The organism is Vibrio sp. 10N.247.311.51 (assembly GCF_041467855.1).
GTDB lineage: Bacteria > Pseudomonadota > Gammaproteobacteria > Enterobacterales > Vibrionaceae > Vibrio > Vibrio coralliirubri.
Genome location: NZ_JBFSVK010000016.1, coordinates 91,989 through 113,177 on the forward strand (window position 1 = coordinate 91,989; position 21,189 = coordinate 113,177).

The following is a 21,189-nucleotide window of genomic DNA, read 5'->3' on the forward strand; positions in this document are numbered from 1 at the left end:
ATCAAAGTTAGTTATTAAAATTCAATAGCTTAATTATACTCATAGTTAAATCTTGATTACCCCAACATCACGTTAACAACCTCAGCTTGCCGCAAACGATTTCCTCTATAGAATGCGTCGCCTTTCCTATCTACAACTTTTAGGTTGACGCACATGGCTTCGCTACTTGGAATTATCACTATTTTAGTTGCCGCTTGGTTACTATCTACGGACAGAAAAAATATTCCACTAAGAACAGTCTCTTTGGCTTTCTTATTACAAATCTCATTCGCGCTGTTGGTTCTGTATGTACCAATGGGTAAAGAAGCGTTGAATGCAGCCACGGGTGCGGTATCTAGCTTGATCAACTACGGTCAAGAGGGGATTAACTTCCTATTTGGTGGCCTAACGAATAACGGATTTGTTTTCGCGATTAATGTTCTTGGCATCATTATCTTTTTCTCTGCACTGATTTCAGGTTTGTACCACATCGGCTTTATGCCAAAGGTGATCAACCTTATTGGTGGTGCACTGCAGAAGTTCTTGGGCACAGGTCGTGCGGAATCACTGTCTGCGACTGCCAACATCTTTGTCGGCATGATTGAAGCGCCATTGGTGGTTAAGCCTTACTTAAAACACATGACAGATTCACAACTGTTTGCTGTGATGGTGTGTGGTTTGGCGTCTGTAGCTGGTGGTACGCTAGTGGGTTATGCATCGCTTGGCGTTGACCTAAACTTCCTGATCGCTGCGGCATTCATGTCTGCACCAGCCGGTCTATTGATGGCTAAAATCTTAGTACCTGGCAGCCCAGATGACGCTCAAGAAAATATTGAGTCTGATGTAGAAATTCCACGAGCAACAAACGTCGTTGAGGCAATGGCAGATGGGGCTATGTCTGGACTTCGTATTGCCGTTGCGGTGGGTGCAACACTTCTTGCCTTTATCAGTGTGATTGCAATGCTGAATGGCTTGCTAGGTATCGTTGGCGGTTGGTTTGGCGTAAACCTAAGCTTCGAACTTATCCTAGGTTATGTGTTTGCACCCGTTGCATGGCTGATCGGTGTACCATGGTCTGAGGCTGTGGTTGCGGGCTCATTGATCGGTAACAAGATTGTCGTGAACGAGTTCGTGGCTTTCATCCAACTAATGGATGCTAAAGAGGCGCTAAGTGAGCACTCACAAGCGATCGTAACTTTTGCTCTATGTGGCTTTGCTAACATCTCTACCATGGCGATTCTTATCGGTGGTTTGGGCAGCTTAGTTCCAGAGCGTCGCTCTTTCATCTCACAATATGGCTTCAAAGCAATTTGTGCAGGTGTGTTTGCTAACCTAATGAGTGCCGCTATTGCTGGTGTTGTACTTTCTCTATAGCTAACTGATCATGACTTTACTCCCCCTATAGTAAAGTGACTGATTAATCACAATAATATTCGGTTAGCGTGAAAAAGAGAGCCTATAGTGTAAGAACGTAGGCTTTCTTATTTCATTGAATAGTTTGTACCACAGGGTGTGGTGCAAACCTTTTAGGGGCACAAATGGATTTGTCGATTACTTCTTCTTTGGCGTTAATTGGACTCTTGTCTTTGGCTTGTCAGCTGCTCGGCTGGCGTTTACGTCTTCCCGCTATTCTTCCTCTCCTTATCGTTGGCCTGTTGTTAGGTCCTGGCCTGAATATTCTAAATCCCGATGCCATTTTCGGTGATGTGCTGTTTCCTATGATCTCCTTAGGTGTTGCCATCATCTTGTTTGAAGGAGCATTGACCTTAAATTTCAAAGAAATCAGAGGCCATGGCCGGATGGTGACTCACCTCGTGAGTTTCGGCATGTTGATTACATGGGCGTGTATCGTGGTGGGGGCATACTACTTTGTGGACTTCAGTTGGCCGTTAGCCGCACTGTTTGGTGCATTAGTCGTGGTAACTGGCCCGACCGTGATCGTGCCCATGCTTCGCAGTATTCAGCCTAAATCTTCGTTAGGCAGTATCTTGCGATGGGAAGGGATAGTGATTGATCCGATTGGCGCTCTGTTTGCGGTTCTCGTCTACGAGTACATTGTTTCTTCTGCCGACCCTACCGGACACGTTCTGTCAGCTCTAGGCCTTACGTTAGTTATAGGTTTAGGCTTAGGGATCATCGGTGGCCATTTGATTGCCAAGATGCTGCAAGGGCATTGGGTACCGCATTATTTACGTAATGTGGCTGTGCTGACGCTAATGTTGGCGGCGTTCTCGTTTTCCAATGATCTGAGTGAAGAGTCTGGTTTATTAACCGTGACCATCATGGGGATCTGGCTTGCCAACGTGAAGGGCTTGGATATCGAAGACATCATCGAATTCAAAGAAACCTTAACCGTGTTGCTTATTTCTGCGTTGTTTATTCTGTTAGCGAGCAGGCTCGATTCAGGAACTTTCCTCTCGATAGGTTGGGGTGGGGTTGGCCTGTTAGCGATAGTGATGCTGGTGGCGCGTCCTTTGAGCGTGTGGTTCAGCGGGATCGGTACGGATCTTACTTCTGCGGAAAAATGGTTTTTGAGCTGGATGGCGCCGCGCGGGATCGTGGCTGCCGCGGTTTCTTCTCTGTTTGCGATCAAACTTCAAGAGAAGCAATTGATTGACGGGGCAGATTTACTGGTGCCAATGGTGTTTTTGGTCATCATTGGTACGGTAGTGATTCAGAGCCTTACCGCGAGTTGGTGGGCGAGAAGGCTAGGTGTGACTCAAGAGAAGGCGCAAGGCGTTATCTTTTTTGGTGCGACTCAATTTTCACGCCAGTTTGCTAAAGTGCTAGCCACACACAACATCAACAGTGTGCTTGCCGATACCAACTGGGAGAGCATTCGTTTAGCGCGTATGGAAAACTTGAATGTTTATTTTGGTAACCCAGCTTCGAGCCACGCTGAAAATAATCTGGAATTGGATGGAATAGGGCGTGCGATGATCGTGTCGCCTTATCGTCAAACCAACCCGTTAGTTAGCATGCACTATCAAGACGAGTTTGGTGAGAATAAGGTGTTTGAGCTTGAATCCTCAGAGAATAAACATGAAAGGCACCAAGTGAGCCGCAATGGCAATAGAAGTCTGTTTTCGGAAGGGATTACCTATTCTAAGCTTAACTCACTGATGGCTCAGGGTAGCCAAATTAAAAGTACAGGTTTGACCGAGGCATTTGATTTAAAAGAGTTTAACGCTTTGTATCCTAAAGCCATTCCTCTTGGGGTGATTAATGGCGGTGATTTCCGTTTAATTACACAAGGATCTGAGTTGGAAAAACTCATATCAACGGAGTGTGAGCTTATTAGTTTATTACCGCCTTCTGAACAGACGGAAAAAGTCGAGACTCCAGATAAGTAGCAACGAGCACTTCATCAAAAGCGAGTCACCCCGTTGTAAAAACGAATAGCTAAGTACCAAAGCATCAAAAAAGCCGCAACGTTCATCACGTTGCGGCTTTCGGATTTTATTTATATGCGCTGCGGACTACTTCGAGTGAAATTGCTCACAAGCGATCATGGTGTTTTCGATTAGGCTCGCCACCGTCATTGGGCCAACACCACCCGGTACAGGTGTGATGAAGCTTGCGCTTTCTTTCGCTACGTCGTATTCAACGTCACCCACTAGTTTGCCAGATTCTAAACGGTTGATACCAACATCGACCACAACAGCGCCTTTCTTAATCCAAGCGCCAGGAATGAAGTTAGGCTTACCTACGGCAACTACAACCACGTCTGCTTGACGCACGTGGCCTTCAAGGTCTTTGGTGAAGCGGTGACATGTTGTCGTCGTACAACCTGCTAGAAGAAGTTCTAGCGTCATTGGGCGACCTACGATGTTTGATGCGCCAACCACAACCGCGTGTTTACCACGTAAGTCGATGTTGTAACGGTCAAGCAGCGTGATGATGCCTTTTGGCGTACAAGAGCGAAGCTTAGGCATGCGCTGAGCCAAACGGCCGACATTGTATGGGTGGAAGCCATCAACGTCTTTCTCTGGTGTGATGCGCTCAAGAACGTGAGTGCTATCAATGCCAGCTGGTAGAGGCAGTTGAACAAGAATACCGTCGATCTCTGGATCGTCGTTCAGTTGATCTACCAGTGTTAACAATTCGTCTTCTGTCGCAGTGGCTGGCAAGTCGTAAGATTTAGATACGAAGCCAACTTCTTCACACGCTTTACGCTTACTTCCAACGTAAACCTGAGAAGCAGGGTCTTCACCCACTAAAACAACCGCTAGGCCCGGAGCGCGTAATCCAGCTTCAGTACGAGCTTTTACACGTGCAGCAACTTCGGAGCGAACCGTTTGAGAAATTAGCTTTCCATCAATATTTTGAGCAGTCATGAATTTCCTTAGTATTGATATTCAAGTTAGTGGCTGATGTTTTTGGCGCATTATTCCAGAAAATCTTTTTGATTACCATCAAGCAAACGTTTGCTTTGGTCTATTTTCCAACACTTATATGTTTGTTGGCCTTTTTTTACCCACTTAGATCAGAATGTTACATAAAGCCGTTGCTTTACTGATTCGAATTCGTATAATTCGTTCCTGTAGCGCGCCCTTAGCTCAGCTGGATAGAGCACCTCCCTTCTAAGGAGGTGGTCGAAGGTTCGAATCCTTCAGGGCGTGCCATTATTCTATAAGGCCTGATAACTTTTTAAGTTGTCAGGCCTTTGTCGTTTCTGGCATTTGTAGTTAAGTATATGGCCAAGTAACGATGAATCTACCGGTATGGCAAAGTGAAAAAAGCCCACGATCAGAGGTCAATTAAGTGGGCAAATAAATCTTAACTTGTCGCTTCAAAGTTTGCGATAGCTCCTCTGGCTACCAAAACATAAGCTATTGCATGAGTGGGTTATTAATTGGCTTTCCAATGTCGGGCAGTGGTCTTTCGTTCGTATCCCCATAACCAATCTTAAATCTGACTCGATTTATGCAAATTTTATCGATTTGTGGAGTCATCAAATCAAATTGATTAAACCTCTCTTCAAGGTGTGAATGTTGTTCTTTATACACCTGAATGACACGACGTAATAAGCGATAGAAGTCTACCTCTTCGAAGCCCAACGCCGCTATTTTCGGAGAAATAAACCTTAACACCGTAACAAAGTGACCAGTTAATAAGTCGTGGATCAAATAGTGTGGCGGTAATCGTGTGAGGGTTTCTTTGATAGATCCATCAAGCGAATTTAACTCGGGAAATTCTTGATTGACGATTCTTAAGTCGCCATGGAAATCCTTGATAATACAACCACAAGGTATATTGTCTTCTAGAACTAGAGTGATGTTTTGTCCATGTGCAACAAGACCAACGCCATACTTGCACATCAAATGGTAGAGTGGAACGACGACATGGCTAAACAGTTTTTCTAGCCACTGCTCAATAGTGATACCTGATGCATCGATTAGAGAGCCAATTAAAGGCTTTCCGTTGAGGTCTTCTTGCATCAAAGCTGCCATAGTGATTGGACGTTTATGTTCTGCAATGATGTGCTCAGCACGCTCACCCCAAATGCACCTCAGATTGTTTTAGCAGGACTTGCAGGCTTTGCATTGGCTTGCGGAGGGACTTTGCTACAAACACTATTCAGAAATCCGTTAGCAAGCCCTGATATTTCAGGGGTCAGTACCAGTTCAGTCTTAATGATCGCTTGTCTGCTGGTGGTTTTCCCGGGAGCCAGTCACAACATGATCGTATTAGCCGGTTTAACCGGTGCTCTCGCTGTTATAGCACTCCTTTTTTGGAGGCTCAAATCACAACTTAGTGTCTCTCAACTCGCGCTGTTTGGGATTGTCATTTCTGCATTTACTGGCACTGCCACTCACATCTTGTTGACTTTCGGTAGCACAACATCAACGGTCACTCTCATGTGGCTGTCTGGTACAACTTATGGCGCGTCTGCTGAAAGCATTATGCCTTTGGCTATTACGCTCGCTTTGTCACTCATTGTTATGGTTCCTATTCTACGAAGCCTAGACATCATGCCTTTAGGAGAAGTGATTCCTCAAGTCGTGGGGGTTGCTCTTACCCCTTAGTGCTGCTCGGGGTTGCTGCTCTATTAACGGCGGTTGCAATATCAACTGTTGGTGCGATTAGCTTTGTTGGCTTGCTAGCGCCACATTGCGCACGTCTATTGGGTTTATATCGTCATGTTCACCTGATCCCCGCCGCGGGTCTTACTGGTGCGTCTCTTTTAATTTGGGTTGACGGAATAGGACGCAGTCTTATGCCCCCTTCTGAAATAGCTGCTGGCTTGGTCGTGTCTATTTTAGGAAGCCTTTACTTCTTACTTTTACTACTAATCGGATATCGAAAACAACGTCATGGAATTGATTAAATTTCTTCAACAACGTGTCTCTTATCATGTTCATGAGTTATCTCTACCAGCTCCGGCTGGGTGTGATTTAGAGACCATATTGCAAACCGCAATGAGTACTCCAGATCATGTGAATCTTAACCCTTGGCATTTTCTGGTGATAGAGCATGAACAAGTTGAAGCTCTGGTTGAACTATTGAGTGCCGCATGGGTTGCGTCTGATGTGAATGTAGATAAAGGGCAAGTCAAACGACTATCAAGTTATTTACGCCAAGCTCCGATGCTGGTGTTGGTCTCTGCAGAGATCAAACCACACAAAGAGATCTCACAACAAGATCAGATCCTTTCGGCGGCTGCAGCATGCCAAATGATACTCCTAGCAGCGGATGCCAGTGGTTACGGTAGCGTTTGGTATTCGACGGAAGCCGTGGATCTACAAAATGTGAAAGAACATCTGCACCTTAATGAGAGTCATGTTCCTGTGGGTTTCTTGGTACTAGGTACTCCTGCAGAAACACGTAAAAAGCGTAGATGGTGCGCAAAACCACTGACGTCAAAATGGTCGCCACAGACGACCTATTAAATAATGAAATGAATCCTAAGAGATAGAGTTAAATGACGCATTTACTTACGATGCAGCACTTCCTAAATAGCTTGCTGCTAGAAACATCTGATTATCAAATTAAGGACAACAGTATTCATGTTGATTTGAACAGTCATGGGCAATTAGAGATTCCTCTTACCTATGTATCAGCCTCAGGTCGTCATCGATATAGTGGAAAAGTACGGCTTCGAGAGCTAGATAAATTATCACAAATACCGTTTTCTCGAGCTGCTTCTTTGTTGGTTGATCGTTACTTCCCTGACGTTGATAAAGATAAAAAATGCTGTTTTTACAACGTGTTGAAAACTCAAATGATAATGTAACGCGGGCATCTTCCGCATTGGCTTTGCGTCAATCTAAACATGATTTGCAAGGTTTTATCACATCAGAACAGGCACTTAGTGGTGGACACAGTATGCATCCAGCACCTAAGTGTAATGAGCCTCTGAACCAACTAGAGCAAGAAGTGCACTTACCTGAATGCGCCGTGGAATGGTTTGCCGTAAAAGAAGATAAGCTTGCTGGCGAATACGTTTCCGGGAGTTTGAAATATGAACTAAAAGAAATGTTTCTGAGCTGTCACGCTCAAGGTGCTTCTTCATTACCAGATGTAGAGTGGATGCCAGTTCCCATGCATCCGCTCCAAGCAAGAGAGTGGCGAAAAGCACAAGCAAATTGTCAGGTTTTTTGCATTTCAGGGCAATCTAATCTTCTTATTGAGGTGCTATACGTTAACACCTGAAATATCGACACCTTCAATGTATATATTGTTTATTAGTGTCTAATCATCGAAAACTGTATCAATTCATTTCTAGGCTATGTGAGCAGGTTTATATTGTATTATAATAATATGAGTAGCGATTATTACTGGCATCAAAAATGAATATAGACCTCGGTAGTACCAAAATTTTTTATCAAATGATTGATATGGATCCGAAAAATTGGCGTTCAATGCTCTCGGAATTAAACCAAGGTTCCCCAGAAGTCGCTCAAAGGGTATCCGATCTACTTGTGGCTCATGATCAGCAATGTTTGAGTGAATTGTTAGATGTCCATTTATCTTCCTCAACGTTCACGATTCAGTCATTTGAAAATGACCTCGTTGACGGTCGCTACTTGATTGGCCATGAGTTAGGTAAAGGTGGTTTTGGAGTAGTTTATTTTGCTTCTAGATGTGATCATTTATTCGAACATAACTACGCGGTCAAGTTTTTCAACGCCGAAGCATTTGATATTTTAGGTGAAGAAACGTTGTTCACTGAAGCTCAGATAATGGCAAATCTCAGTCATTCTAACATTACTAAGGTTTATGACGCTGGCCTTCATAAAGGGTTTGCTTATATTGTAATGGAATACGTGGATGGTTGTTTACTCGATGAATACCTGTCAAGCACTCCCCTTTCTTTTGATCAAAAGCTCATTTTGTTTCGAGATATTTGCTCTGCTATCGAGTATGCGCATGAACTGAAAGTTCTACATGCTGACTTAAAGCCAGAAAATATACTCATAAATAGTCATGGGATTCCCAAGATTATCGATTTTAATTTAACTCAAACTCTTAGATGTTCTAGTGAGCCCTTGGGTAACTCTTTCCGCGCTGCAAGTCGAACTTATGCTAGTCCAGAACAAATTGTAAGTGAAAGCTTGGATGAAAGATCTGATGTCTTCTCTTTAGGCCGAATTTTACAAGAGATGTTTCCAAACGATACAGCACCTAGAGATTTAGTCCGAGTATATCAATATGCCACCAACTTGAACCGTACTCGTCGATATCAAAGTGTTCGTGACCTAGCCAGTGATATAGAGAATGTAAGGTGCTGCTATCCATTAAATTATCGCAACCAATATTGCGTTTATAGGGCAACTAAGTTTATTCAACGTTATCCCGCCAGCACTGTTTATGTCTCTTTTTTTATTGCAATTTTGACTACAGCCTTAGTCGCTCTTTCAATCGAGGCTAAAAATATTATTAGTCAGAAGTTACAGCTTGATTCGATCATATATGACGCAACATCGATGGTTTATCCGTTGAATAATTCTTTACTGGATTGGGATGAAATTATTCGATCGCGAAATAACATTGTCGTCGATGTAGATGTTTATGGTGAAGGGATTAACTCCGAAGTTAATAGGGAGTTGTTTAATGAGACATTATACGACTCTTGGATTGCAACAGGTGATATTGAACCCATAGGGTCTCTAGTTGTTACTTATCCTCCGATTGTTTAAAGGTGATTAATTGTGTCGAAATCAAACAACCCGCAGATGCAAAAAGGTCTTACTGAACTCATTTCTCAATGGCAACATGGTTGTAAAGAGTCTGAAGCTGAACTGTATCGATTGGCATACTCTAGGCTCAAAGAGTTGGCTCAATTACGTCGTTATAAAAGCGCAAAGGTATTTAACAAGCCTCTTGATGATACAAGCTGTACGGCGACCATATTGACTCATGAAGCGTATTTAAAGGTGGGGTCTATAAGAAAAGGTGAAATAGAAGGTACGCGTGATTTTTTTTTAATGGCAGTTAAAGCGATGCAGCATATTCTCATTAACGACTCTTGGGCGTTGAAGGCTGATAAACGCCAGGAAGACAATTTAATCTTCGCTGAAAACGCATTGTCAATCGAGTATTTATCTCTTGATAAGCGTGTAGAGCTAGAAAAATCCTTGATGGACTTCACTCATCACTACCCCCGTCAATCCAATGTATTAAAACTAAAATACTACATTGGTTTAAAGCATCAAGAGATCAGTGAATTATTAGGTTGCAGCAACAGCCTGATTGATAAAGACCTCAAATTTGCTAAGAGTTGGCTCCATGATAAGTTGGCGGCTTAACTTCGCATAATTGGAAAAAATCAGAATTTATTTTACGAGTTTCCCATTATTCCCTGTGCCTTGCGAGTTCCAAGTAAACCTCTAAAAATAGTGATGTTTTAATTGTTACAGCCTACTGAAGTTGGCTGTATGAAGACTCATTGAATAGGTTTAATAAGGAATAATAATGAAAAAGCAAGGCTTGCTCGCAGCGTCAATTGCAATGGCTCTGGTTGGGTGTGGTTCAGACAGCGATTCGTCGAGCAACCCAACGACGTTTTCGATCACGGCTATTGATGGTTATTTAGCAAATGCTAATGTATTGGTAGACAGTAATCAAGATGGCGAGTGTGACTTACCTCAAGGTAAGACTGACGATAAAGGCCAAGCAAACTTAAGCTTGGAATATCGAAATGCTGTAGTATGTATAGATGCGGTCAAAGGGCAAACTGTAGACAGCAACCGTGGTCTGGTTCAAGACGGCTTCACACTGGCTAATGCGGGCAGTGGCGCAATCATCAACCCAATGACTAATATGGTGAACAAACTGCTAGCTGCAGACTCTGAACTCACTTTGGCTGAGGCAGAGGAGCAAGTGGTTACCGCGATTACCGGTGACGAAGGTCTTGAGGTGTCACAAGCACTTATCTTTGGTGACTACATTGCAGATATCTCAGAGCAAGCAGAAGCACTTAATTTGATTGGTGAAGTGCTGGTTGATAAATCCGACCAAGATATCGACACCAAGCTAAAACTAGCACAGGCGATGGCGGAGGCAACACAAGAGATGATTGAGGCTGGAGACTCGCTTGATGATTACTCGCCAATTATTGATATTCCATCGGGTGGTGGAGACATTAGCGTGACGCCAAATACGCGCCCTAAAGTTGTGGGAGTTGCTGAACCTGTCAAACTGACGCTAGGTGAAGCATGGCGACCAAACAATATTGGCAACAAATTCGAGGATGCAGAAGGTCATCAAATGACTTTCACTATGGTAGCCGTTGAAGTTGATGGTGATGGTAATGTTGAAGATAATAATGGCCTGTCTATCGACTCGTTAACGGGCCTCATCACTGGCGAGCCAGAACTGGCAGGTAGCTTTGTTTACCATATCTTTGCAACCGATGAGTACGACGCACGTTCATATCCACTGACGTTTGAAGTGACAGTGTTAACTGACAATGAGCCTCCAGTTGTGGATGAGGACGAGCTTGCAAATCTGCAGTCGACGATGAATGCATGGATGCTAACCGAAGGCGAGTTGCTGACGGATACGCTGGAAGTAAGTACGCTGTTCAACGACGAAGATGACCTTAAATACAAAGTAGAAACTACACTATCGACAGCCACTCGCACTGGTTTTAATGCCTTAGTGGATGATGAGGGTAGAGTGAGCTTTACTGGCCTGATTCCGCGTCCAGCTGCGGCGGGTGCAGAAACACTGATTGTCTCAGTCAATGATGGCGTAAATAGTGATTGGGTTTCGGCAACGTTAAGCTTCCCACTTATCGATGAGTCTTACACTCCACCCGCAGATGGTCACCCGTTAGAAAACCAAACTTGGCACTTTTTAGAGTGGGGTTCAGACGATGGTACAGACAGCGGTGTTAATGAAATCGATAGAGTCTGGTGTGATTCAATTCGTTTAAGTGATGGCAAAGTTTACTTTAATCAACGCAGCTTAGATAACCTGCAATCATGTGGTGAAGCGGATACTTTAGAAAGTGAAAGCTCTTACGTTATCAAAGAAGATATCGTTGAACTTACAATGAGCTGGGAGGATGAAGAAGACGGCATCCTATCAGAGATTATACACCTTAAAATTGTTGAAGATGCTGATGCAACAATGGGCTCAGGTACAAAAATGGTGTTGATGTCATTTGTTGAAGAAGACGAAGAGCATCAAAGACTTGCTTGGTACAGCAATAAGTCTTTAGCTGAAGCTCGTATCAACCTTGAATCTGATACTCACGATGGTGACAATGATTTCCCAATGTACTTACCAGGTATTGAGGATGGTCAGTATGAGCTAGGCTATGTTTCTATGTCTATGGGGTTACCTAATTCAAGTGATCAAGGCCAGTATGATGCGGATATATTCTTTGATATCCCTGGGCATAATATTACTTGTGATGACTTAAGAGAGTTCTATAAACAGTTTTACATCAGTGGCTATGATGAGTCAGGTAACCGTTTTTATTCATATTCTGGCAATAGCTGGGACGGCGGCTTCGAGTGTTACGATAAACAAGAAAATGGCGTCAATTATGCAGGTATCGACTTTGATATTGATGAAAATTTAAAAGTTGGGAATGTGTATAGTTTTGTCGGCATTATGCAGTTTTCTGAACTCCAACACCTAGAAGAAATTAAGTTCAATATGACGTGGAAAGGCGAAAATAACTAATTCACGTTTATCATTATTGAGTCATACCTTAATAGATTGAAAGGGAGCCCACGATAGGGCTTCCTTTTTTATTTTTCGATAAACTGACAATTGTTCGTTTTTTGGGGTTTACATCATTTGGTAATAAAGCCACTATGAATTCACGAAGAATAGACAAGTAAAGCTATTAGCCAGTCGGTTTAGGAATCAAACCTTCTGCTCAATAGCTGATTTAGAGGAAGTAATGGCAGGAAACAGTATCGGACAACATTTCCGCGTGACCACGTTCGGAGAAAGTCACGGTATCGCACTAGGATGTATCGTAGATGGGTGCCCACCAGGATTAGAAATTACCGAAGCAGACCTTCAAAGAGATTTGGATCGTCGTCGCCCTGGTACTTCTCGCTATACAACGGCTCGTCGTGAAGCGGATGAAGTGAAAATCTTATCAGGTGTATTTGAAGGCCAAACTACGGGCACTTCTATTGGTCTATTGATTGAAAATACAGACCAACGCTCTAAAGACTATTCCGAAATTAAAGACAAGTTCCGCCCTGGACACGCTGACTATACGTACCATCAAAAGTACGGTGTGCGTGATTACCGAGGTGGTGGTCGTTCTTCAGCTCGTGAAACTGCAATGCGTGTAGCGGCAGGTGCAATTGCGAAGAAATACCTAAAACAAGAATTTGGTGTTGAGATCCAAGCTTACCTTTCTCAAATGGGTGATATCTCAATTGATAAAGTGGATTGGAACGAGATTGAAAACAACGCTTTCTTCTGCCCAGATGCCGACAAAGTACCGGAATTTGACCAATTGATTCGTGACTTGCTAAAAGAAGGCAACTCGATCGGTGCGAAGATTCAAGTGGTTGCGACTAAAGTGCCTGTAGGCCTTGGTGAGCCAATCTTTGATCGTCTAGATGCAGACATCGCGCACGCTCTAATGAGCATCAATGCGGTGAAAGGTGTTGAGATTGGTGATGGCTTTGATGTGGTTAATCAACGCGGTAGTGAACACCGTGACCCATTAACTCCGGAAGGTTTCAGCAGCAACCACGCTGGCGGTATCTTAGGTGGTATTTCTACTGGCCAAGATATTGTGGCAAGCATTGCGCTTAAACCAACATCAAGCATTACCGTTCCTGGTGACACGATCACTAAAGACGGTGAAGCAACGCAGCTAATCACTAAAGGTCGTCATGATCCATGTGTGGGTATCCGTGCTGTGCCGATCGCAGAAGCAATGTTAGCGATTGTATTGCTTGACCACTTGCTACGTCACCGTGGTCAAAACTTTGGTGTGACAACTGAAACGCCAAAAATCTAGTTCTGCTTCGTTTTATTCAGAACAGATTTGAAACTGTTTTGATAGAAACAAAAAAGGGTTGCTTCGTAATGAAGCAACCCTTTTTATATTGTGCGTAATTGAGAATATATTATCTAATGTACCGAGCTTTCCGGATCAAGCTGGAACGAAGGTAAACGCCACTTGAATCGCACGGCCGCCATGCGCAGCAAGTAACCAACCACAAGCGTAACAATCGTCGCGGTTACGTCGTTGATGCCAAGCTCAAGCAAACCTAGGTATAAACCTGAAGCGACAAGTGCGACAGACGCATACAGCTCTTCATGCAATACCAATGGTGTTTGACGACAGATAAGATCGCGCAGCAAACCACCAAAGACGCCAGTGACTAGCGCAGATACCATGCAGATCATAGGGTGAAGACCCATGGTCATAGCTACCTTAGTACCAATGATACTGAACACGATAAGCCCTAGTGCATCCAAACGAATGAATAGCCCTTTGAGCTTGATTACCCATTTAGCCAGTCCTGTAGTGATAACACCTGCGATACAGGTGATTGCCAGATACTGCGGGTTCTCAACCCAACCTAAAGGGTAATGGCCAAGTAGGATATCTCGTACTGTACCGCCGCCAATTGCCGTTGCACTGGCAACCAGCATTACACCAAACCAATCCATTTTTTGTTTGCCAGCACTGAGAGCGCCGGTCATGGCTTCTGCCGTGATGCCAATGATATACAAAACACTTAGTAGCATTGCTGTAGCTCTATAATATAGGTCTATAAATTGGAGTCTTATAGGCCTTAGGGATATAAAAATGAAGCGCGAGTGTAGTAGTAAAAACGCTTATTGACGAATGAATATTTGTACCGTGAATAGGCATTTCAGATTAGCTAAACTAATCATTCACCTCAAAGTAGTGTAATCTGGGATCTGCAATCGATTGTCACGGTAAAGTATTGGGGTCAACCCAATGCCATTGCTTGTGATAGGGCTTTACCGATCGCTGAAAAAAACGCAAAATGCCCCAGTTCTTTTTACTTAAATTTGATTTTATGACGCACCAATACTCAGACATCATCGATATTTTCAATCAAACCTTTTTCGAGAGCTACAATACCAAGCTCGAACTGGGTGCAGACGAGCCTATTTACCTGCCAGCCGACGAACAGATTTCTCATCACCGTATCGTTTTTGCTCGCGGCTTTTACGCGTCAGCCCTTCACGAAATAGCACACTGGTGTGTTGCTGGGCCTGAACGTCGTTTGTTGGAAGATTTTGGCTATTGGTATGAACCTGATGGTCGAACTGAGGCGGTTCAAGCTGAGTTTGAAAAAGTAGAAATTCGCCCACAAGCGTATGAATGGATCATTGCGATGAGTGCGGGCTTTCCTTTTAATGTCAGCTGTGACAATCTACACGGCGATTTTGAGCCAGATCGTTTGGCCTTTATGAATAAAGTACACAGTGAAGTCATGGGTATCTTTGAAGCTGGTCTTCCGCCTCGCGTGAAAATGCTCTCTGAAGCATTACGCAGCTTCTACGATGTAGAACCTTTATGTACTAGCCAATTTATTGTGAAATAAGAGAATATTATGATTATCGAATTTGAAGAAAAACTACTTGAAGTAATTGATGCTCGCATTGAAAACGCATCAGACGATGAACTGTTTGCTGGTGGTTACTTACGTGGTCATATTTCTCTTTCTGTGGCTTCATGTGAAGAAGAAGGCATTGAAGATGTGGCAGAAGTAAAAGCTCGTATTGAACAGAGCCTAGACGACGCTCGCTCTGAACTAACACCAGCAGACCGCACTATCGTTAATGACCTTTGGGTTGAGCTACAAAACCAAGCTTAATCTCGATATATTAATACTATCCGCTCAGTCCCTTCCTTTCCATTTTGCTGAGCGAACTGGTTTATTTGAGACTCGTTCGAAATTTTTGAATGAGTCCGTTCATTTCTTGTGATGGTTACATTTTCTTACTACGTTATTCTAATCCCACTTAACGGAATTACAGAAAAGGTCACATCATGAAAGTTATCGCATTTGGCGCAAGCACAAGTTCTACCTCAATCAACAAAACACTAGCAACTTACGCAGCAAACTTGATTGAAGGTGCTGAAGTTAAAGTCCTAGACATCAACGATTACAATGTTCCTATGTTCAGTGAAGACACTGAAAAAGAGATCGGCCAAGCTGAAGGCGCTCAAGCATTCTTACGCGACCTAGCTGAAGCTGATGCGTTTGTTATCTCGTTCGCAGAACACAATGGTCACTACCCAGCAGCGTATAAAAACCTATTTGATTGGGCGACACGCATTGAGCGTTCAGTATTTGGCGAGAAGCCGGCGGTTTACCTAGCGACTTCACCGGGCCCTGGCGGCGCACAAACGGTACTTGGCGCAGCAACAGGTTCTGCACCTTACTTCGGTGGCAACGTGCAAGCGTCAGTTTCAGTACCAAGCTTCTACGATAACTTTGATTTTGAATCTGGTTCTATCAGCAACGAAGAGATCGCTCTACAGATTAAAGACGCGGTTGCTAAGCTGTAAATACAGCTTCGTTTAGAGCATCAGTTTAGAGCAACACGAACAACAAAAAGCCCGAGGGACATAATGTCGCTCGGGCTTTTTAGCTTTTAACTTTTTAGTTTCAGATATTCAGATATTCAGATATTCAGATATTCAGAAATTTCAGATGTTCAGATGTTCAGAATAGCTGGACTAGAAACTACGGGTTTGATTTAGAATGCTTGTCAGCAACCCATCCAGCCGTTAATGCCTTGCCTTTACGCAGTCTGCGTACCCACATTCGACTTGGGTGAATCGCCTCAAGCACATCAACAGGCAAGGGCAGCGGATCGCCACAGATCTGTGATGCTAATACTTCAGCCAATAATGGTGCAGAGCTCAAACCACGTGAGCCTAGCCCGATAAAGCAATAAAGGTTAGGGAAGCTTGTTACCGTCTGAACATCCTCAACCGAGTCACGCTGTGGGTTGAAGTTGTGGAGATCTTGATACTGTTCCTTAATGGCTTCAAAGTCACCAACGTTTCCGACAAACGGAAGGTGGTCACGGCTTACGCTTCGGATACCTTGGCGCGCTAAGTTGTCACTGGTGTCGACATCTTTTGTCCATGCTTGGTCTGGTAGCGACCCATGTAGGCGCTCGCCATTGTGCTGCTGAACCTCAATATCAAACTCTTGGTCGATATTAGTTTTGTCGTAGTTCGCACCAATACAGTGGTGACCATTGTTTGGGTTCTGTGGCGTCAGGTAGCCATCAAAGCACAATACGGTTTTTAGTTTACTGAGATTTTCCGTGGTCGGAATATGGCTCACTTGGCCTTTAACCGGAGTCAGTGGTACTGGCTGAGTTTGTTCAAACTGAGTGAACTTGTGCCCATTCGCGACAACTACTTGGTCGTGCTTGGTTTGCATCTCACCTTGAGGTGTCTCAATCGTCAGTAACCATTGTTGTTCAACTTTGAGCCACTCAAGTTGCGTTACTTGATGTTGATAGTGTGCGCACACTTGGCTGTTCTCTTCTAACTTGCCAATCAAGCCTTGAGTCAGTTGAAGAGGGCTTAACCAACCACCCAGCGGAAAGTAAACACTCTCTTTATCGACCGGCAAGCCAATCTTTTCGTTGGCTTGCTCTGGCGATAAACGCTGAATTAGGTCGGTGTGGAAGTTGCCTTCCAACATGCGGTTGAGCTTTTTAGTGGAGCCTTGATCCCACATCAAGATGTTCACGCCACACCAGCTGTGATCAAATTGTATAGACTGAGCCGCTTGATTAATAAATTGACGAGCAAACAGTAACCCTGGGCCAAACACGCGAGACACGTTCGAGGTCGCTTCACTCAACAACGGGTAAATCGCACCTTGGTTGTTACCCGAGGCATTGCCCGCAGCTTGTGGGTGTTCACAATAAAGGGTGATATTTTTACCACGACGGCTTAGCGTTTTGGCTAATGCAGCACTGGCTACGCCACCACCAATAATCGCAATGTCTTGTGATTCACTGTGTTTAGAAAGGCCATACCAAGGTTTGATGTTGGTATGAGCCTGCTTTTCGCCAAGTCGGCCGGCAATCATTTCTCGCTTAGTACCAAAGCCTTTGACCTTTTTCATTTCAAAGCCAGCTTCAATTAAGCCACGGCGAACAAAGCCAGCAGCGGTGAAGGTGGCGCAGCTACAATCTTGTTTTGCTAGCTTGGCCATGCCGTTGAACAGGTTTTGATTCCACATCTCAGGGTTCTTGCTCGGAGCAAAACCATCTAAGAACCAAGCATCAACCAAACCTTCACGTGGGGTTGGTACGTTAGGCATGCAATCTTTAATATCGCCAAACCACAAATCAAGCGTGATTGCACCGTCGCCCAGCACAATGCGGTGACACTCAGGTAGAGCGATAGGGTAGTGTTCTTGGAGTTGCGTCGCATACTCGGCTAATTCTGGCCACGATTGGTGTGCTTTGATGAGATCCTCATTATTTAAAGGATATTTTTCAAAACTGATGAAATGTAACTCTTTGGTCATCGCTTGTGGGTTATCTTTAAGAAAAGCATCGAACCATTGCCAAACTGCAAGAAAGTTCAAACCTGTGCCAAAGCCGGTTTCAGCAATCACAAAGCGGCGTTGTTCATGTTCAAGCCAACGCTCTGGAAGGTGGTTTTGCTTTAAAAAGACGTAGCGAGTTTCTTCTAAACCGTTAACATTGGAGAAGTAAACGTCGTCAAATTGGTCTGAAACTGGCGTGCCAGACTCATTCCATTCCAGTTCTGCATTAGTAATTGAAGTCATAAAATCTATCATTTTGTGATTTGAAGCGATATGTTGGTAGGGATTGTACGAATTTCTAGGAAAGCTGACCACTTTTGTTAGGCTTCTTAGTTATCATCTAGCTGAATTTAGAATTATAGGAATGTCACATGAAACGAGTCGTAATCACCGGTATGGGTATTGTTTCAAGTATCGGTAACAACGTCGAAGAAGTTTTAGCATCACTGAAAGAGGGTAAATCTGGTATTACCGCTTCAGAGCAGTTCAAGGAAAATGGCTTGCGCTCTCAAGTATGGGGTAACCTAAAAATGAACCCTGCTGACCATATCGATCGCAAAAAAATGCGCTTTATGGGTGATGCAGCGGCATTCGCTTATCTTTCAATGGAGCAAGCAATTGCTGATTCTGGTTTAACTGAAGATCAAGTATCTAATGACCGCACGGGTATCGTTGCGGGTTCAGGTGGTGCTTCATCTCTAAACCAAGTAAACGCGGTAGACATCATCCGTGAGAAAGGCGTGAAGCGCGTTGGTCCATACATGGTTCCACGTACAATGGCTTCTACGGTTTCTGCTTGTCTAGCAACTCCTTTCAAAATCCGTGGTGTGAACTACTCTATGAGCTCTGCATGTGCGACATCTGCACACTGTATTGGTCACGCAATGGAGCTTATCCAACTTGGTAAGCAAGACGTTGTATTCGCTGGTGGCGGTGAAGAACTGGATTGGTCTCTGACTATGATGTTCGACGCAATGGGCGCACTTTCTACTAAGTATAACGACACGCCAGAACTGGCTTCTCGTACCTACGATACAGACCGTGATGGTTTCGTTATCTCTGGTGGCGGCGGCATGCTAGTTATCGAAGAACTTGAGCACGCTGTTGCTCGTGGCGCAAAAATCTACGGTGAAATCGTAGGTTACGGCGCAACGTCAGATGGCTACGATATGGTTGCTCCTTCTGGTGAAGGTGCGGTTCGTTGCATGAAGATGGCGATGCAAAACGTTGATGGCGTTGATTACGTGAACACTCACGGTACTTCAACTCCAGTTGGCGACGTGAAAGAGCTAGGCGCTATCCAAGAAGTATTTGGTGGCAACAGCCCAGCAATTTCTGCAACTAAAGCGATGACAGGTCACGCTCTAGGTGCTGCTGGCGTACACGAAGCAATTTACTCAACGCTAATGCTAGACAACGGCTTTATCGCTCCAAGCATTAACGTTTCTAACCTAGACGAAGCTGCTGCTGGCCTAGACATCGTAACTGAAGCTCGTGATCAAGAGCTAACAACGGTTATGTCTAACAGCTTTGGTTTCGGCGGTACGAACGCAACGCTAGTAATCAAAAAGTACCAAGCTTAACTTAGGCTTGAGTTACAGAGACAAGGTTAATCGTTAAAGGGTTGCGCTAGTGCAGATTCAACACGCACAGGTCACCCAGTAATAATGACCATCAGAACAAAGTTTTTAGACGTAGGTTTGTAAACGTGTTTTTTAAACATAGTTTTTAAATCTGGGTTTAGAGATTGAAAGGTTTCCAGAGCTTGACCAGTACTGACCTTGGTTAGTACTGGTTGAACAGACGCAAGACTCTGTCTCCTGGAGAGCGAGATAGGATCCTTTTGTTCTGGATGTTTGCCCGATTGTTTATTCAATCGGGCATTTTTCGTTTTAGCCGTTTGATATTTGGGTATGGAATCTTATGCCTGTTGTTTGTGCAGACTCAGTGATTCAGCCCTTTATTTATAATGTATTCCAATTGCTACTCGACACCGTGTGTGGAATTTTGCACAATCATTTCAATTCACATTTAGGTCGATAGACCCCAACAAAAGTACTCGCCAAATGAAAATCTTAATCGACGAAAATATGCCTTATGCTGAAGCGCTTTTTAGCCAGCTAGGGGAAGTGACAATGAAGTCTGGTCGCACATTAACAGCTGACGACCTAGTTGACGTAGACGCATTGATGATTCGCTCTGTTACTAAGGTAAACGAGTCATTGATCAGCAAAGCCAATAAGCTGAAGTTTGTCGGTACTGCGACGGCTGGTATGGATCATGTTGACCAAGAATTGATGAAAGAGCGTGGCATTTTCTTTACTGCGGCGCCTGGCTGTAACAAGGTGGGTGTTGCTGAGTACGCGTTCAGTGCGATGATGGTGCTTGCGCAGCAACAAGGCTTCTCTGTTTTTGATAAAACGGTTGGTATTATCGGCTGTGGTCAAGTGGGCAGTTACTTAGCGAAGTGCCTAGAAGGCATCGGTATTAAAGTTCTGCTGAACGATCCTCTAAAACAGCAAGAAGGTGATACTCGCGAATTTACTGAGCTAGAGACTCTGCTTGAGCAATCAGACGTTATTACATTGCATACACCGATCACTAAGACGGGGGAGTTTCCAACGCATCACTTGATCAATGAGCAAGTGCTGAACAACTTACGTGCTGATCAAATCTTGATTAATGCAGCTCGCGGTCCTGTGGTTGATAACCAAGCGCTAAAAGCTCGCCTGCAAAAAGCCGATGGTTTTACCGCAGTGCTTGATGTGTTTGAGTTTGAACCTGAAGTCGACTTTGAGCTTCTTCCACTTCTTGCTTTTGCGACTCCTCACGTAGCGGGCTACGGTTTAGAGGGTAAAGCGCGTGGTACCACGATGATCTTCAACAGTTATTGTGAGTTTTTAGGTACTGAACAGCGTGCGTATGCAAGCGACTTATTGCCGACAGCGCCTGTACCTCAAATGAAATTAGATAGAGCTTGGGATGAAGCAACACTGCACAATTTGACTCAGTTGATCTATGATGTGCGCAAAGACGACGCCTTATTCCGTCGCAATATCGCTACGCCGGGTTCTTTTGACAAGATGCGTAAAGAATATTGGGACCGCAGAGAGTACAGTGCTGTCGAGTTAACGGGCGACGAATCTTGTAATTTAACGCCGTTATCTAAACTCGGTTTTATGGTAAAGCCAACTTTATAAAAGAGAGA

20 protein-coding genes and 1 tRNA gene are annotated in these 21,189 nt (G+C 44.1%); 17 read left to right on the forward strand and 4 right to left on the reverse strand.

Going from position 1 to position 21,189, the window contains the following annotated elements:
* The first annotated feature begins 153 nt into the window (after nucleotides 1-153).
* A complete protein-coding gene (locus AB6E85_RS15385; RefSeq protein WP_019826134.1) occupies nucleotides 154-1,353 on the forward strand; it encodes a NupC/NupG family nucleoside CNT transporter in 1,200 nt (399 codons plus the stop codon).
* Between the two features lie 164 nt (nucleotides 1,354-1,517).
* Entirely contained in the window at nucleotides 1,518-3,332 is a 1,815-nt protein-coding gene (locus tag AB6E85_RS15390) for a cation:proton antiporter (protein WP_372143153.1), read from the forward strand.
* 126 nt (nucleotides 3,333-3,458) lie between these two features.
* Here the strand turns inward: AB6E85_RS15390 and folD are convergent, their stop codons facing one another.
* Nucleotides 3,459-4,316 (reverse strand): bifunctional methylenetetrahydrofolate dehydrogenase/methenyltetrahydrofolate cyclohydrolase FolD, encoded by an 858-nt coding sequence (gene folD / locus AB6E85_RS15395; RefSeq protein WP_017062367.1) that lies wholly within the window; start codon nucleotides 4,314-4,316, stop codon nucleotides 3,459-3,461.
* A 211-nt stretch (nucleotides 4,317-4,527) separates the two neighbouring features.
* Here folD and AB6E85_RS15400 point away from each other — a divergent pair.
* Nucleotides 4,528-4,604 (forward strand) — tRNA-Arg (locus tag AB6E85_RS15400).
* 207 nt (nucleotides 4,605-4,811) lie between these two features.
* On the opposite strand, the gene AB6E85_RS15405 is transcribed toward AB6E85_RS15400, so the two are convergent.
* Nucleotides 4,812-5,420: an IucA/IucC family C-terminal-domain containing protein gene (locus AB6E85_RS15405; RefSeq protein WP_372143154.1), complete on the reverse strand. Its 609-nt coding sequence runs from the start codon at nucleotides 5,418-5,420 to the stop codon at nucleotides 4,812-4,814.
* 27 nt (nucleotides 5,421-5,447) lie between these two features.
* Here AB6E85_RS15405 and AB6E85_RS15410 point away from each other — a divergent pair, with 27 nt between their 5' ends.
* The 9 genes from AB6E85_RS15410 (at nucleotide 5,448) to aroC (ending at nucleotide 13,429) form a co-directional block, all read left to right on the forward strand.
* Complete coding sequence (locus AB6E85_RS15410) at nucleotides 5,448-6,008, forward strand: iron chelate uptake ABC transporter family permease subunit (protein ID WP_372143155.1); 561 nt, start codon at nucleotides 5,448-5,450, stop codon at nucleotides 6,006-6,008.
* Entirely contained in the window at nucleotides 6,008-6,310 is a 303-nt protein-coding gene (locus AB6E85_RS15415) for an iron chelate uptake ABC transporter family permease subunit (RefSeq protein WP_372143156.1), read from the forward strand. Before AB6E85_RS15410 ends, AB6E85_RS15415 begins: the two co-directional genes overlap by 1 nt.
* Nucleotides 6,297-6,872: a nitroreductase gene (locus AB6E85_RS15420; protein WP_372143157.1), complete on the forward strand. Its 576-nt coding sequence runs from the start codon at nucleotides 6,297-6,299 to the stop codon at nucleotides 6,870-6,872. Before AB6E85_RS15415 ends, AB6E85_RS15420 begins: the two co-directional genes overlap by 14 nt.
* 32 nt (nucleotides 6,873-6,904) lie before the next feature.
* Nucleotides 6,905-7,216, forward strand: a complete 312-nt coding sequence (locus tag AB6E85_RS15425; RefSeq protein ID WP_372143158.1) for a hypothetical protein — start codon at nucleotides 6,905-6,907, stop codon at nucleotides 7,214-7,216.
* Nucleotides 7,174-7,635 carry an IucA/IucC family protein gene (locus tag AB6E85_RS15430; protein WP_372143159.1) on the forward strand — a complete coding sequence of 154 codons (462 nt, stop codon included), beginning with the start codon at nucleotides 7,174-7,176 and terminating at the stop codon, nucleotides 7,633-7,635. The genes AB6E85_RS15425 and AB6E85_RS15430 overlap by 43 nt, the downstream gene beginning before the upstream one ends.
* Nucleotides 7,636-7,772: 137 nt before the next feature.
* Nucleotides 7,773-9,122, forward strand: a complete 1,350-nt coding sequence (locus AB6E85_RS15435) for a serine/threonine-protein kinase (RefSeq protein ID WP_372143160.1) — start codon at nucleotides 7,773-7,775, stop codon at nucleotides 9,120-9,122.
* Between the two features lie 36 nt (nucleotides 9,123-9,158).
* Nucleotides 9,159-9,731, forward strand: a complete 573-nt coding sequence (locus AB6E85_RS15440; RefSeq protein ID WP_228012695.1) for an ECF-type sigma factor — start codon at nucleotides 9,159-9,161, stop codon at nucleotides 9,729-9,731.
* 166 nt (nucleotides 9,732-9,897) lie between these two features.
* Nucleotides 9,898-12,120: an Ig domain-containing protein gene (locus AB6E85_RS15445; RefSeq protein WP_372143161.1), complete on the forward strand. Its 2,223-nt coding sequence runs from the start codon at nucleotides 9,898-9,900 to the stop codon at nucleotides 12,118-12,120.
* Nucleotides 12,121-12,343: 223 nt separating this feature from the next.
* A complete protein-coding gene (aroC, locus tag AB6E85_RS15450) occupies nucleotides 12,344-13,429 on the forward strand; it encodes a chorismate synthase (RefSeq protein ID WP_004734182.1) in 1,086 nt (361 codons plus the stop codon).
* Between the two features lie 113 nt (nucleotides 13,430-13,542).
* Here the strand turns inward: aroC and AB6E85_RS15455 are convergent, their stop codons facing one another.
* The gene (locus AB6E85_RS15455) at nucleotides 13,543-14,166 is read right to left on the reverse strand and encodes a trimeric intracellular cation channel family protein (RefSeq protein WP_004734183.1); all 624 of its coding nucleotides are present in this window, start codon (nucleotides 14,164-14,166) and stop codon (nucleotides 13,543-13,545) included.
* Nucleotides 14,167-14,465: 299 nt separating this feature from the next.
* Between AB6E85_RS15455 and AB6E85_RS15460 the strand changes: the two genes are divergently transcribed.
* The 3 genes from AB6E85_RS15460 to AB6E85_RS15470 all read left to right on the forward strand — a co-directional run bounded on the left by AB6E85_RS15460 (nucleotide 14,466) and on the right by AB6E85_RS15470 (nucleotide 15,967).
* Nucleotides 14,466-14,996 carry an elongation factor P hydroxylase gene (locus AB6E85_RS15460; protein WP_048611495.1) on the forward strand — a complete coding sequence of 177 codons (531 nt, stop codon included), beginning with the start codon at nucleotides 14,466-14,468 and terminating at the stop codon, nucleotides 14,994-14,996.
* Nucleotides 14,997-15,005: 9 nt separating this feature from the next.
* A complete protein-coding gene (locus AB6E85_RS15465; RefSeq protein ID WP_017063425.1) occupies nucleotides 15,006-15,269 on the forward strand; it encodes a YfcL family protein in 264 nt (87 codons plus the stop codon).
* Between the two features lie 176 nt (nucleotides 15,270-15,445).
* A complete protein-coding gene (locus AB6E85_RS15470) occupies nucleotides 15,446-15,967 on the forward strand; it encodes an NADPH-dependent FMN reductase (RefSeq protein ID WP_017070306.1) in 522 nt (173 codons plus the stop codon).
* A gap of 178 nt (nucleotides 15,968-16,145) precedes the next feature.
* Here AB6E85_RS15470 and mnmC read toward each other — a convergent pair whose 3' ends face one another.
* Nucleotides 16,146-18,224 carry a bifunctional tRNA (5-methylaminomethyl-2-thiouridine)(34)-methyltransferase MnmD/FAD-dependent 5-carboxymethylaminomethyl-2-thiouridine(34) oxidoreductase MnmC gene (gene mnmC / locus AB6E85_RS15475; RefSeq protein WP_372143162.1) on the reverse strand — a complete coding sequence of 693 codons (2,079 nt, stop codon included), beginning with the start codon at nucleotides 18,222-18,224 and terminating at the stop codon, nucleotides 16,146-16,148.
* A 128-nt stretch (nucleotides 18,225-18,352) separates the two neighbouring features.
* Here mnmC and fabB point away from each other — a divergent pair, with 128 nt between their 5' ends.
* Nucleotides 18,353-19,564 carry a beta-ketoacyl-ACP synthase I gene (gene fabB, locus AB6E85_RS15480; RefSeq protein ID WP_372143163.1) on the forward strand — a complete coding sequence of 404 codons (1,212 nt, stop codon included), beginning with the start codon at nucleotides 18,353-18,355 and terminating at the stop codon, nucleotides 19,562-19,564.
* A gap of 483 nt (nucleotides 19,565-20,047) precedes the next feature.
* Entirely contained in the window at nucleotides 20,048-21,181 is a 1,134-nt protein-coding gene (locus AB6E85_RS15485) for a 4-phosphoerythronate dehydrogenase (RefSeq protein ID WP_048611503.1), read from the forward strand.
* Nucleotides 21,182-21,189: the final 8 nt, after the last annotated feature.

Coding starts and splice junctions, on each gene's coding strand:
- AB6E85_RS15435 (WP_372143160.1), top strand. CDS start 7,773: ATGAATATAGACCTCGGTAGTACCAAAATTTTTTATCAAATGATTGAT.
- AB6E85_RS15465 (WP_017063425.1), top strand. CDS start 15,006: ATGATTATCGAATTTGAAGAAAAACTACTTGAAGTAATTGATGCTCGC.
- AB6E85_RS15420 (WP_372143157.1), top strand. CDS start 6,297: ATGGAATTGATTAAATTTCTTCAACAACGTGTCTCTTATCATGTTCAT.
- AB6E85_RS15445 (WP_372143161.1), top strand. CDS start 9,898: ATGAAAAAGCAAGGCTTGCTCGCAGCGTCAATTGCAATGGCTCTGGTT.
- folD (WP_017062367.1), bottom strand. CDS start 4,316: ATGACTGCTCAAAATATTGATGGAAAGCTAATTTCTCAAACGGTTCGC.
- AB6E85_RS15470 (WP_017070306.1), top strand. CDS start 15,446: ATGAAAGTTATCGCATTTGGCGCAAGCACAAGTTCTACCTCAATCAAC.
- AB6E85_RS15385 (WP_019826134.1), top strand. CDS start 154: ATGGCTTCGCTACTTGGAATTATCACTATTTTAGTTGCCGCTTGGTTA.
- AB6E85_RS15440 (WP_228012695.1), top strand. CDS start 9,159: ATGCAAAAAGGTCTTACTGAACTCATTTCTCAATGGCAACATGGTTGT.
- mnmC (WP_372143162.1), bottom strand. CDS start 18,224: ATGACTTCAATTACTAATGCAGAACTGGAATGGAATGAGTCTGGCACG.
- aroC (WP_004734182.1), top strand. CDS start 12,344: ATGGCAGGAAACAGTATCGGACAACATTTCCGCGTGACCACGTTCGGA.
- AB6E85_RS15390 (WP_372143153.1), top strand. CDS start 1,518: ATGGATTTGTCGATTACTTCTTCTTTGGCGTTAATTGGACTCTTGTCT.
- AB6E85_RS15455 (WP_004734183.1), bottom strand. CDS start 14,166: ATGCTACTAAGTGTTTTGTATATCATTGGCATCACGGCAGAAGCCATG.
- fabB (WP_372143163.1), top strand. CDS start 18,353: ATGAAACGAGTCGTAATCACCGGTATGGGTATTGTTTCAAGTATCGGT.
- AB6E85_RS15460 (WP_048611495.1), top strand. CDS start 14,466: ATGACGCACCAATACTCAGACATCATCGATATTTTCAATCAAACCTTT.
- AB6E85_RS15405 (WP_372143154.1), bottom strand. CDS start 5,420: ATGCAAGAAGACCTCAACGGAAAGCCTTTAATTGGCTCTCTAATCGAT.
- AB6E85_RS15425 (WP_372143158.1), top strand. CDS start 6,905: ATGACGCATTTACTTACGATGCAGCACTTCCTAAATAGCTTGCTGCTA.
- AB6E85_RS15485 (WP_048611503.1), top strand. CDS start 20,048: ATGAAAATCTTAATCGACGAAAATATGCCTTATGCTGAAGCGCTTTTT.
- AB6E85_RS15410 (WP_372143155.1), top strand. CDS start 5,448: ATGTTCTGCAATGATGTGCTCAGCACGCTCACCCCAAATGCACCTCAG.
- AB6E85_RS15430 (WP_372143159.1), top strand. CDS start 7,174: ATGCTGTTTTTACAACGTGTTGAAAACTCAAATGATAATGTAACGCGG.